This window comes from Chryseobacterium hilariae (assembly GCF_051400735.1).
Lineage (GTDB): Bacteria > Bacteroidota > Bacteroidia > Flavobacteriales > Weeksellaceae > Chryseobacterium.
In genome coordinates, this window is sequence record NZ_JBLFFJ010000009.1 from 41431 (window position 1) to 54488 (window position 13058).

Here is a 13058-nt window from a genome sequence, read left to right on the forward strand (position 1 = left end):
AATACTTTAACAAACATTGTAACGTACCCTCGATAAATTTTTGTTCTTTTGCAAAAAGTTTAATTTTAACATAATTGCATGTCGAAGTTCGATGAGATCCGGTTTTTTGATGACAGTGAAGTGAATGAAGCATTACTTGGAATAGCCCGTGATCCGATGATGAACGCGCTGATGGGTTTTACTTTTCCTGATACAGATAAAAAAATCTGGAGGGAAGAGTTTAAAAATATCCACTCTGTAAGTGATTTTCAGCACAATTTTATTGCCCATACCATTCGCCAGATTCTTGCGAAAAGTTCTGAGGGTCTTACCACTTCGGGATTCGATAAGCTGGATAAGCAGACGCCGTATCTTTTCATTTCGAACCACAGGGATATTGTTTTAGATACCTCACTGATCAACCTGGTTCTTTTGGAAAAAGGCCTTATCATGACAGCTTCAGCGATTGGCGACAATCTTGTGCAGAAAACTTTTTTACATGACCTGGCAAGGCTGAACCGTAATTTTTTAGTTCAGAGAGGGCTGCCGCTTCGTGAGCAGCTGAAGAGTTCCCAAATCATGTCTGAATATATTAAGGAACTTTTACATAAAGAAAACCGTTCTGTCTGGATTGCCCAGCGCGAAGGACGTACAAAAGACGGAAACGATGTTACCCAGCAGGGCGTTTTGAAAATGCTTGCCATGGCTGCAGAAAATATGCCGTTGGCAGATTATTTTAAAACACTGAAAATCGTTCCCGTATCTATTTCCTACGAATATGATCCTACAGATTCCTTAAAAATGCCGCAGCTTTTGGCCAAGCACAGAGATGAGGAGTACGTTAAAGGTAAAGATGAGGATTTTATGACCATGCTCAGTGGAGTTTTAGGGCAGAAAAAACGGATTCATCTGCACGCAGGCAACGTTCTTGATACGGAGCTGGATGATATTGCAGCCAGTTCTGAAAATAAAAATAAGCAGCTGCAGGCAATTGCGCAGATCATTGATGATTCAATCATTCAGAACTATAAGCTTTGGCCAACCAAATTTATAGCTTACGACCTGCTTCACAATACCGATACGTATGCTGATCAATATACAGAACAGGAAAAACAGCTGTTTGTGCGCAGACTTGAAATGCGTATAGACCCTTCTGATGCCATTTCCAAAGAGTTTTTTCTTACCATGTATGCGAATCCTTTGGTGAATAAAATCAGGTCCGAGCAGAAACTTTCAGAATAATTTTTATAATAACGTTATAAAACCAGATTCTCTGATTTTCAGCCAGAAGACCGGATGGATTTTTACTGCTTATAGTAAAATTAGTAGTACTTTTAGCCAATCATAATCGGCTGCAATACATTGTAGATCTATTAATTGTGATGCGAACCGCCAAAATTAATAACTTCTATCATTAGGAAACTATTCCTTTAAAACCGTAAATATTTGAGTTATAACCAATAAAAAACCTAACAATTGTTAGTCGTACTACTACTACACTTTTTCAGATAAATCATAAAATGTCCTTTTTATAGCGTAACTACTTCTATATTTGGTGAATTAGAATAACATCAGATCACAAAATATTAACCATTAATTTACAAATCATGGCAGAAAGAAATTCAAGAGGAATCTTAAAATTTAATGGTGGAGAAGGGCAGAAACTGCTAAAACTTCACTACAGTGTATCACGTTCTACGGACGTATCAGGAAGAGTGGCATCAGACCCGTCTAATGCGCTTATCAAAATCACAGTGGAAGCTACAGAAAAATCTGATATTCTGGAAAGTCTTCTGAACGGAAAATACAAGCCTACAAGCGGAGAAGTAACGTTCAACAAATCTCATGAAGAAGGAACACTAACTACTCTGAAATGGGAGAACGGATATGTAATTCAGCACGAAGTAGATTTCAATGCAGTAGATGAAAACAGTATGTACATCAGCTTCATCGTAAGTGCAGAGCAGATTGACTTAGGTAATTCTTCTTACAAAGCAGAATGGCCTACTTCTTAAGAATATAATTTCTTTGAACTTAAAAAATCAGACAGAATGGTTACCTACAAAATTAGGATACCATTCTGTCTTTTTTGTTTGTAATAAAAGTTTGTGGCTGATTTTTTTTTGAATTTAAAAACTCAAATCCGACCACTGGCTTAAAATAGCATCAGCCGCAGAAACGGAAGTTAAGCCGCTGGTAAGCCCAGCGCCCGTAAGCACACCAATCATCAGGGAACCATTAGTTGTAAAAACGGCAGACCCTGAATCTCCTGAAGCAGAAAAAGATCCCGAGTTACCCTTTACCATAATCATATTGTTGGCTGTCACTTCTGTACCGTTAAAGTTTCTGGCTTTCAGCGAAGTGGTAATACTTGTTACTTCCCCCGCGGTTACTTCAGTTGCGATACCGCTTTTCATCACTTCCTCACCAATAAGTTTAGGGTTGATATCATAAAATCCCCCGATGATATTTCCTACACCGTATACTTTTCCTATTGTGGCGTATCTGAACCATCCCTTTCTTGCAATAGCACAGTCCAGCCATGCACTGATAGTTGCTGAATTACGTTTAAATGTAACATTTTCATGGTAATAACTCTTCAGGGATGCACAGTCGTGACAGTAATTCAGGGTTGTTTCCCATTTAGACTGCTGACACACATCCGAATCCAGTTCTGTAGTCGTTCCTGCCAGTACATGGGCACACGTTATCAAATAAGGGTTGTCGTCTCCTGCTTTATTTACCATGACGCCTAACGTTCCGTTTCCGGCGACTTCCCTTCCGTTCTGCATCAGTTCCCCGTTAGCTGAAATGCTTACCCCGCCGATCAGCGGATCTGTTTTTTCGTTTCTTGCTGTCAAAACTGAATCCGGAGCCGCTAAATTGTTAGGCTGAATTTCAAATTCCACAACATCTGTAGGATAGCCAAAAAGGACAGCCGGAATTGGATTGCTCACCTGGGCTAAGGGCAGTTTCTTTCTCACCCCAAAAGTATAACTAAGGCTTGGGATCAGTTTATCATTTACTGTTTTCAGAGAGACACCTAAAGAAGTGATCTCGGGTCTTTTAAAATACTCTTCAACGAGTTCAGGCAGTCTTTTGGCCATTTCATCGTGCAGGGCCAGTTCTTCTTTACTTAGTTTCATGATCTGATGGTTTTATTGGATTGATAAATAAAAGAGATAAATAACCTGAATTCGGGATAGGGATTAAATTAAACGCAAGGATAAGCAAAGCTTTAAAAAGCATTCTGTTGATTTTTAAGTTAAACAAAGCCGTTTCACTTATTGGTAACAATACAGGGAAATATATAGTCTTACTCTGCTGAATGAAATACTCTTGTTTTCCTTATTAACATGCCAAAAAATCTACTTTGCTTGCCTTTGAAATAAGAATATAATTGTTTTCAGTATTTTCTTATCCGAATTCAGTTAAATAGTCATTGTATAAAATTCGGAACGGCATCACCGTTCCGAATTTTAATCATCTTCACTAAAATGTAGTGTTAGTTCAGTTTAATGGTTCCCGAAGAAGGAGCACCACCACCAGAAGGAGGAGGTCCGCCTGCAGAAGCCTGATCAGCCAACATACGGTATTGTGCTGTTCCTTTTTCAGTCTTAATTGTTCCTGAAACCGTATACAGATACAGGTCACCAGAAACAGCAAAGTCATTGGCCGAATTATTCACATAAAAGTCAATATTTACAGTAGACATCTGCTTTGCCTTTTCAAGAAAAGCATCCATTAATGTAGTGATTTGAGCTTCCGTAAGCCCTTTGGATTTCATAGATTCTTTTGTTTTTTCATAAGAAGCAGAAGCGCCACCGCCACCGAAGAACCAAGTCCAGACGGATAAATTGGCACTTGCCGATGTTTTTTCGTACTCTTTAACTTCTTCTTTGTAGCTGGCACTCAGCATGCTCATGGCCAGGTCATTCAGGTTTTTCACATCCTGGCTGGACATGGCAGATACCTGAAGAGAAGCTGTGATTCTTCCCTGAGTGAATGGCGGTACAGTATAAGAAAGCCCTGTAAGCTGTCCTTCCCCTGCTACTTCGATAGAATAAGACTCTTTGGATTCTCCTCCTGCTTTTGAAGTTGAAATAACGCGTTCGAACGGATCTTTGAAACCCACTTCGGTCTGTGTAATTTGAATTGTTTCCATTGATTTTGTTTTTTTGGTTGGTGTTTGTATTACTTATTGAACAACTCAAAGGAACGAAGAAAAAGAAACGGATTTTAGAGTGTAAATAACCAAATATTATCTTCAGTAGAAATACTTATTGAGAGTAATGATTTGTTTATTAGTTATTTGTGAATTTTTTACTAATTCTGTAAACATGAATTCTGATAAAGTATATGAAACCAATTTTATGGTACCCAATGGAAATATAGTAAGACAATATATTTCACTGTATTGCTTTTATAAGTGAAACGGCTTTGTTTACTAAAAATCAACAGGATGCTTACAAAATCATTGTCTATCCTTGCGTTTATCAAATTTTGTAGGTGTAGTCACAAAAAGGCTACTCCAATCATTAGGAGTAGCCTTTATATAGCTTGATGATTATAATTTATTGAATGACAATACTTTTTTTCTGTACCGTATGTGCTGAGAAATAGCCCAAAGCCCCATTGTTAATATTACTTGGGGGATTTGAAGGGGTAACGCCTCCGCCAGGCCCGCCGTCCCCTGAAATCTGCAGAAGAGCAGAATAATAGGTGAATATATTGTGATCAATGGACTGCATTTCTACATAAACGGTATCTCCGGGTACTACCTGGTGGTCGCTGGGATCATCATCTTTGTCCTCATTCGGGAGAAATAAAGGTCTTTGGTTGACCATTCCGTTATTCACATTATCTGAAAATACCTCAAACGTCTTTTTCGTCATGTTATTGATCGTAAAATTGAAAAGGTAACGGTTTCCCAATACCGCAGGATCAGTAAAAACAGGTAAAAGCGTATAGGTGGTTTCACTTCCGAACGTAAACGAATCCTGCGTCAGACCATCAAAGCTGACAACTTCGGGCATTGTACTTTGAGCTGTATACTGTTTCCCTTCAGCCTGTATTTTCAGGGTATAAGTTCTCCCGGTCACTCCGGTAAAAGCTGTGGTCATATATTTCCCGTCCCCTACATACTGTAAAGTTTCTGTCTGGCCTGTATTATCAGTTACAACAACCTGTGCATCGGTAACCGCAGGATATTGATTGTTTTGTGTAAAAGCTACAGATTTTGTGATTCTTACAATATATGGTCCCGGCTGATTTGTTATATTGCCTTCTATGACGATGTTTCCGCTCTTGTCATCCAGATCAAGATCGATCTCCTTCTCGCAGGAAGTTAATAAAAACAGCGATAATATGATAAAAATGATATTCTTCATGATCTAAAATTTAAAATTATAAGTGATATTGGGTACCCAACGGAAAAGGGAAGTCTGCATAGCGCGGGTTGTTCCCGGGTTGTTCGGATTGTCCTCAAACGTAATCGTGTATGCATTTTCACGGCCGTAGAGATTATAAATACCGAATGACCATGATCCTTTGAAACGCTTGGTAGATTCCGGTTCATAGGTAGCGCTCAAATCCATTCTGTGGTAAGCAGGCATACGGTCTGCATTTCTGCTGCTGTACTGAAAAATAGTCTGCCCGTTCAGCTCATATTTGGCAGTAGGAAAGGTAACGGCATTCCCTGTACTGTAAAGGAATAATCCGGATAGAGACCATTTTTTATTCAGTTCATAAGTGGCTACAATTGATAGATCATGGGTTTTGTCCATTCTGGCATTATACCAGTCATTATCATTGATTCCGTTTATTTTTCTTTCTGTTTTAGACAACGTGTAAGAAATCCATCCTGTCAATCTTCCGCTTTTCTTCTTGGCGATCAGTTCCAGTCCATAGGCTCTTCCTTTACCATACAGCAATTCGCTTTCTACATCAGCTGCCGTATCAAAGGTGATCTGCGCACCGTTTTTAAAGTCGATCTGGTTTTGCATGGATTTATAATAGATCTCAGCATTCAGTTCATAATTGTTGTTATTGAAATTTCTGCTGTACCCTGCGCTGATCTGATCGGCTATTTCCGGCTTTACGCTGTAGCTGCTCCCGATCCACTGGTCTGTAGGATTTCCGCTGCTGCTGTTGCTCAGAAGATGCAGGTTCTGTGTGTTACGGGAATATCCTGCCTTAATGCTGCTTACCTCATTGATCCGATAATTGGCGGTAATTCTCGGCTCAAGATTAAAGTAGGTCTTTCCGAATTTACCCTTTTCCAGAAATCTGGTGTCTGTAATCACTCCATTATCATAAGTATTATAGGTGTCACCACCCAAAATACTGAAGGTAGAGAGTCTTAGACCATAATTCACAGTCAATTTATCTGAGGCTTTAAAATCATCATTGATATACACTGCATTTTCCCATGATTTTCTAGGATTTCTCGGAAAGCTGCTTACACTCGTACCGGAAGCACTGCTTGGTGTGATGGTATGGTGAATAGACTGAAGTCCGAAACGTACCGAATGCTTATTACCGGCAAACCACGTGAAATCCTGCTTAAGGTTCCAATCTTCGATCTGGGAATCCAGGCCAAACGTATTATCATTGCTTTTCAGGCTGATTTTATAATTGTAATTGCTGTAAATTAATGAAGTATTGGAAAACAGCTTACTGCTGATGATGCTGTTCCAACGGAGCGTTGCCGTTGTATTTCCCCAGTCTGTTGAGAATGTATCGCCCAATCCCAGGACATCTCTTCCGAAATATCCGGATAAATAAAGACGGTTGTTCTCATTAATCTGATAATTGGCTTTCAAATTCAAATCGTAGAAATAAAGCTTACTGTCCTTATAATCGTCACTCGTCTTAAGAAACAGGTCGGCATAGGTTCTTCTTCCGGAAACGATGAATGAAGATTTTTCCTTCTGAATAGGGCCTTCTACACTCAATCTGCTGCTGATCAGCCCGATTCCTCCATTTACATTATAGTCTTTATTATTTCCGTCCTTCATCTTAACATCCATTACGGAAGAAAGACGGCCTCCGTATTGAGCCGGGCTGTTTCCTTTGATAATGCTGGCATCTTTCAGGGCATCACTGTTGAAGGTGCTGAAGAAACCTAATAAGTGCGACGCATTATAAACAGGCGCTTCATCCAGTAAGATCAGGTTCTGATCCGTAGCACCACCTCTTACGCTGAATCCGCTGCTTCCTTCACCGTTGCTTTTAATTCCCGGTAAAAGCTGTATTGTTTTCATGACATCTTTCTCTCCAAATAAAACCGGCAGCTTTTCTATATTTTTAATGCTTAAAGTTTCAGTTCCCATCTGGGCAGAAGTAAGATTCTTATCCTTTTTAATCCCTGAAATAACGACTTCATCAATTTTTCCCACTTTTTCATCTCCTTTTTCTTCCTGGTCGAGTGGCAGATCCAGTTTTGTGTTCTGCTCAACCTTTACAGGCAGTTCAAAATCACGGTAACCCGGATAGGAAACGATCAGCGTATAACTTCCTTCAGGAAGAGACAGTGAATAAAAGCCATATTCATTGGCAACCACAGAAACAGACGGATCTTCACTTACTTTTACAATAACCCCGATCAGCAGCTCTCCGTTCTTGTGATCTTTCACAGTACCGCTTACTGAGTATTTCTGCTGTGCCAGCGCCATGGAGCTGAAACAGACTACAGCAGCGGTGACGGCAGTTTTAAAAAACAATTTTTGCATTGAGTTTAAATTTTAATGTAGTAGAAATCCTGTCAAATAGTACGTTTAAGTAATTGATTTTAAATTATTGCAGAAAAGGAATTAGATGGATGAAACTTTTAATGTTAGGTAAAATGGTTCATAGTTTACTGTCAAACGTAAAAATTTAATCTATATTACTGAAATTGAAAAAAAATATTCTACCATTTCTAAATTCTGAATAAAAATTTCTCAATCTTTACAGTAGATTGTTTCCTGAATATTTTGAAGAGATGTGAGGGGCATTTTTGAGACTGAATTGATCTCTTTATTGTCTTTTTTCCTGCATAGTCAACAGGCAGCATTTGATTTCGGTTCATAGTTTTTGTTGTGGTTATCCTGAAAAAGGTAGAAAATCCCTCTTCCGGGAATACAAAAATAGCAAAATACCACGACCAGGCTTATATTTTATTGTCATCTTAATGTTAAATGATCATTGCAGGATAAAAAATGAGTATCACTTAAACAGACTGTGAATGAAATCAATATATCTGTTCGGTTATTCTCCGTATCCGTTCGAAGTAAGAAAATACCTGAACAATTGTATTTTTATTGCAAAGGCAAACAAAAGCATTTCATTCAGCAAAGTAAGGCCATACATTTCCCTGTATTACTTACAATAAGTGAAACGGCTTTGTTTATCTTTGTGTTTAAAATTTAATCCTTATCCCGAATTCAGGTTAAATAAAACTGCATAAAAAATGATTCCACTTCACGAACTTTTATTCTTTGTTCTGGCTGCCCTTGTTTTAGTGATAAGTCCAGGCCCGAATATGATTTACCTCATTTCAAAATCAATTACACAGGGAAAAAAATCCGGACTGATTTCTCTGGCAGGAGTAGTATGTGGTTTTATGTTTCATATTGTCATGGTATCATTCGGGCTTACAGCGGTATTACTGGCAGTTCCTGTTGCTTATACCGTTCTGAAAACACTTGGAACCGTTTATCTTCTGTATTTAGCGTACCAGGCAATAAAACCAAAGAGTAAAAATATATTTGAAGTAGATAAAAACAGCCCGCATGATGGTTCCAAAAAGCTTTTTACCGTTGGCTTTCTCACAAGTGCACTTAATCCGAAAGTTGCCGTATTTTACCTGTCTTTTTTCCCGCAATTTATTAAACCTGAATACGGTTCTGTTTTATTGCAAAGCTTTGAACTGGGAATTGTCCAGGTTTTTGTAAGCTTCAGCGTTAATTTTATCATTGTACTTACAGCTGCGAGGGTGGCTGCATTTTTCTCCGATAATCCATTTTGGGTGAAGATTCAGAAATGGTTTATGGCGGGTGTACTTACTTATTTAGCTATAAAAATGGCCTTGTCAAAAGCCAGATAAACTGAATTATAAAATAGAATGGTCTTACTTTGCTGAATGAAATACCTTTGTTATCCTAAAACAGACAGAGAGAAATGTTTCTTTGTTTATCTTTGCGATAAATAATGCTTTAAGCTTAAATAAATCAGAATAATTTCTCATCATTAGCTATTTTTCAATGAAGCAGTCCATTCCCACCTACGATTTAAACAGCATTACGCAGCATGGTATTCTGATCGAAAGGATTGAAAAGAGGACCATGAGTACGGAAGACAATCTTTTCGATAAAGGTATTCACCGGGACAGCCATTATATTTTTACGTTTCTGGAAAGTGGAAGAGCCAGGATGATGGTCGATTTTAAGATGATAGAAGCCCGGGATTCTGCTGTTTTCTTTTTGCTGCCGGGACAGGTTCATCAGGGAATTTTAATGGAAAAGGTCACCGGATGGTTTATTGCCGTGAAAGCAGATCTGTTACCCGATGCTGCAAGATCGGTTTTTGAAGAAACTTTAGTAGATGTACAGCCGGTACCTGCTGATGATAGCTGGGTTGAAAAGCTCAATGCCTGTGCCGGGATGCTTCAGATGTCCTGTACGGAAGAAATGCTGGCTACTAAAGAAGGATTTCTTGTGGTTCAGTCATTAATCAGTGCTTTTACAGGCTTGTATGTCCTTATATTTTTAGGGGGAAATCATGCGGGAACATCCAGTGAAAGCCGTGCCGTTCAATTGACCAGAAAGTTCAGGATTCTGGTAAGAAAAGAATTTAAAACCCTGAAAAGTCCATCAGTCTATGCCGGGCTTTTGAATATTTCACCCGGCTATCTGACTGAGGTTATTCGTGAGGTAACGGGTAAATCTGCCCAGCACTGGATCCATCAGGAAGTTTTGATAGAAGCCAAAAGACTTTTATCCTTCACTCAACTTAGTGTAAAAGAAATTGCGTATGAGCTGGGCTACAGCGATCATGCCTACTTTTCCCGCTTATTTTCTAAAGTTGAAGGCTGCCCGCCGACAGAATTCCGGGACAAATACCGGAACAGGAAGTAACCCACGAATTGTCCAACTAATACCCTGATACGGCTATCGGTCTGCATTCATTTTGAAGCTTCCTTTGCATTAAAATTATTTATGCCAAGCCTACCAAAATGGATGAATGATACATTAGAAAATGTCATGTCCTCAAAATTTAAAGAATGCACCGTTATCCATACAGAAGCTGTTTCAAAAGATCTTCGTCTCATCCGTTTTGCTTCCGGTCTGGAAGATGTCCCTTTTGAACCGGCTTATGCTATAGGAATAAGAGTCAACGAAAGGGATTACCGAAATTATTCACCCTTCAGTTTTAATAAGAACGAAGGAACTTTCGATGTGATCTTTCATCTTCACGATACGGATTCTGTAGGAAGCCGTTTTGCAAGCCGTCTTTCAGTAGGCGAAACTACAAAAATCCTGATGCCAAGAGGGAAACGTTTTTTTGAACCCAATGCAGAAATCCATTTTTCCATAGGGGATGCAACTTCGCTGGGAAGCTCTCTGTCCATCAAGGAAGCATCGGAAGAGATCGGCGGTGCATTTGTATGCCTTCATGAACTGGAAAATTCTTCGGTGTTGAAAAAACTGGAACTGTACGGCTATCATGCTCCTAAAAACGACATCCAGAACATGATGGAAGCTTTAAACGATTTTTTAAAAGAAGAAAAACAAGCCGTTTACAATAACGAAGCGGTTTTTTATCTGACAGGAAACGGAAATACCATGTCTGTCATCCGGAAGTTTCTTAAGGCGAAAGGAGTGGATGGGAAGTGTATCAGGTCGCAGGCGTATTGGATGGAGGGGAAGAGGGGGTTGTAATGGAATGATTTTGCCATTCAATTAGGGTTCATTCTATAAGATAGAAACACTAAGCAGAGATAAAATTACTGTGTCATTGATCTCTAGAGTAATTATATATTATTTTTTATTGAAACCATTTTTCTTAGAGGATTTTATTGGTAGATTTATTACTTTTATAGTAAAAATGAAACTCAGGCTTAAATCAACATGTATGATAGATACTGAAACTTTGCAAAAACTTTTAAAATTTCGAGATGATCGCGATTGGGAGCAATTTCATAATTCAAAAGATTTGGCATTGGCCTTATCAATTGAGGCTTCTGAGCTTTTGGAAATATTTTTATGGAAAAAAGATGAAGATTTTAGTAAAGATAAGCTGGAAGAGGAACTAGCAGATGTATTTATGTATGGCCTTCTCCTTGCGCATAAAAATAATATTGATATAAACTCTGTTATTTTAAAAAAACTTCACAAGAATGATGAGAAATATCCTGTAAATAAAGCAAAAGGAAGAGCTGATAAATATGATGAACTGTAATTTTGGAAATGAATAATTTTATAATTACTGAAGAGTATAACTTTGATTATTTCGCAGGAGATAAAATAAATAATAATCACAGAGATTATTTATCCTGGCCTATAGTTTATCTTTTGAAAAATGAACATGAAAAATCTGTATATATAGGTGAAACAACCGATGTGCTGACCAGGATAAATACCCATCTAAAATCTGAGGATAAAAAAAATCTGTCATCAATAAATCTTATTTTAAGCGAGTTATTTCATAAATCTGCTACACTAGATCTTGAGGCTAATCTTATTAAGTATATATCTGCAGACGGAAAGTATATTTTGAAGAATGGCAATCTGGGGATCACAGATCATCAATATCATGAAAAAAAAGTGTATTGGGAATTATTTAAAAGTATTTGGAGTGAACTTATTAATAGAGGAATAGCACGTCAACAGTTGAATGTTATTAATAATTCTGACCTTTTTAAATATTCACCATATAAATCTCTTTCAAAAGAGCAAATAAAAGGTCTGAAGATGATCTTAAATTGTTTATTGGATGAGAATGCTGAAGTTAGTCTCATTCATGGTGGCGCTGGAACTGGTAAATCTATATTGGCAATTTTTCTTTTTAAATTATTGAAAACAGATCTTAAGGATTTTAATTATACTGACTTTGATGGAGAAGATAAAGAACTATTCTCACTACTAGAAAAGGTTAAAGAAAATTATAAGAATTTAAAAATAGCATTAGTAATTCCAATGGCTTCATTTAGGAAGACAATTTCAAATGTTTTTAAAAGTGTAGATGGACTGTCTACTAAAATGGTGATAGGACCTTCGGAATTGTCAAAAAATGAATATGATCTTATAATTGTAGACGAAGGACACCGGTTAAGAAGAAGAGTTAATTTAGGTTCTTATTATCGTGGATTTGATGATAATTGTTTGAGACTCGGATTAGATAAAAATACTTCATCAGAGTTGGATTGGGTAAAGAAGCAAAGTAAGAAATCAATTATATTTTATGACCAATACCAATCTGTAAAGCCCTCAGATATTCCGAGGGAAAGTTTTAAAAAATTAGAAGAAGCTCCTTTTACACGAACAGAAAGATTAAAAAGTCAACTTAGAGTTCGTGGCGGGAATAAATATATAAAATTTATTCATAAACTTTTCGATGAACCATCAACTTTTCTTGCAGAGAAATATAAAATTAGCTCTTACGAGTTTTATATATTTGATAACTTGGAGGAGATGATAAGCAGAATAAAAAAGAAAAATAATGAGCATGGTTTAGCTAGAATAGTTGCTGGATTTGCCTGGAGTTGGGTGTCGAAAAATAATTCTGATCAATATGATATTATTATTGGTGAAAATAAATTAAAATGGAATAGTAAAGATAAGGAATGGGTAAATTCAAAAAATGCAATCAATGAAGTTGGATGTATCCATACAATACAAGGTTATGATTTGAATTATACTGGGGTAATCATCGGTTCCGAATTAGATTATGATTTCGAACACAATAAGTTTATAGTATATAAAGATAGGTATAAGGATAAAAATGGTAAAAATTCTATTAAGTGTAAATCGTCAGCAAAAAGTGTACTGATTTAGGCTCTCACTTAAGGAGTGTTTCATAAGAGATTAATTTTTAAA

General features: G+C 37.4%; 11 protein-coding genes. 7 read left to right on the top strand and 4 right to left on the bottom strand.

What is annotated here, in order from left to right; all coding sequences use genetic code 11:
• Positions 1–78: 78 nt before the first annotated feature.
• Together ACMGDK_RS19395 and tssD are read left to right on the top strand one after the other, a co-directional pair.
• Positions 79–1221, top strand: coding sequence for a 1-acyl-sn-glycerol-3-phosphate acyltransferase (locus ACMGDK_RS19395; RefSeq protein WP_436809455.1), 1143 nt, complete (start codon positions 79–81; stop codon positions 1219–1221).
• Between the two features lie 365 nt (positions 1222–1586).
• A complete protein-coding gene (tssD, locus tag ACMGDK_RS19400; RefSeq protein WP_436809456.1) occupies positions 1587–1994 on the top strand; it encodes a type VI secretion system tube protein TssD in 408 nt (135 codons plus the stop codon).
• Positions 1995–2108: 114 nt separating this feature from the next.
• Here the strand turns inward: tssD and ACMGDK_RS19405 are convergent, their stop codons facing one another.
• The 4 genes from ACMGDK_RS19405 to ACMGDK_RS19420 all read right to left on the bottom strand — a co-directional run bounded on the left by ACMGDK_RS19405 (position 2109) and on the right by ACMGDK_RS19420 (position 7712).
• Positions 2109–3125 carry a chymotrypsin family serine protease gene (locus tag ACMGDK_RS19405; RefSeq protein WP_436809457.1) on the bottom strand — a complete coding sequence of 339 codons (1017 nt, stop codon included), beginning with the start codon at positions 3123–3125 and terminating at the stop codon, positions 2109–2111.
• A 359-nt stretch (positions 3126–3484) separates the two neighbouring features.
• Positions 3485–4144 (bottom strand): hypothetical protein, encoded by a 660-nt coding sequence (locus ACMGDK_RS19410; RefSeq protein WP_436809458.1) that lies wholly within the window; start codon positions 4142–4144, stop codon positions 3485–3487.
• 409 nt (positions 4145–4553) lie between these two features.
• Positions 4554–5369 carry a DUF4249 domain-containing protein gene (locus ACMGDK_RS19415; protein ID WP_436809459.1) on the bottom strand — a complete coding sequence of 272 codons (816 nt, stop codon included), beginning with the start codon at positions 5367–5369 and terminating at the stop codon, positions 4554–4556.
• A gap of 3 nt (positions 5370–5372) precedes the next feature.
• Positions 5373–7712 carry a TonB-dependent receptor gene (locus ACMGDK_RS19420; RefSeq protein ID WP_436809460.1) on the bottom strand — a complete coding sequence of 780 codons (2340 nt, stop codon included), beginning with the start codon at positions 7710–7712 and terminating at the stop codon, positions 5373–5375.
• Between the two features lie 719 nt (positions 7713–8431).
• Between ACMGDK_RS19420 and ACMGDK_RS19425 the strand changes: the two genes are divergently transcribed.
• The 5 genes from ACMGDK_RS19425 (at position 8432) to ACMGDK_RS19445 (ending at position 13016) form a co-directional block, all read left to right on the top strand.
• Positions 8432–9067, top strand: a complete 636-nt coding sequence (locus tag ACMGDK_RS19425; protein ID WP_436809461.1) for a LysE family translocator — start codon at positions 8432–8434, stop codon at positions 9065–9067.
• Positions 9068–9224: 157 nt separating this feature from the next.
• Complete coding sequence (locus ACMGDK_RS19430) at positions 9225–10097, top strand: helix-turn-helix domain-containing protein (RefSeq protein WP_436809462.1); 873 nt, start codon at positions 9225–9227, stop codon at positions 10095–10097.
• A gap of 81 nt (positions 10098–10178) precedes the next feature.
• Positions 10179–10901 (top strand): siderophore-interacting protein, encoded by a 723-nt coding sequence (locus tag ACMGDK_RS19435; protein WP_436809463.1) that lies wholly within the window; start codon positions 10179–10181, stop codon positions 10899–10901.
• A gap of 193 nt (positions 10902–11094) precedes the next feature.
• Positions 11095–11421: a nucleotide pyrophosphohydrolase gene (locus ACMGDK_RS19440; protein ID WP_436809464.1), complete on the top strand. Its 327-nt coding sequence runs from the start codon at positions 11095–11097 to the stop codon at positions 11419–11421.
• A gap of 8 nt (positions 11422–11429) precedes the next feature.
• Complete coding sequence (locus ACMGDK_RS19445; protein ID WP_436809465.1) at positions 11430–13016, top strand: DNA/RNA helicase domain-containing protein; 1587 nt, start codon at positions 11430–11432, stop codon at positions 13014–13016.
• Positions 13017–13058 lie beyond the last annotated feature (42 nt).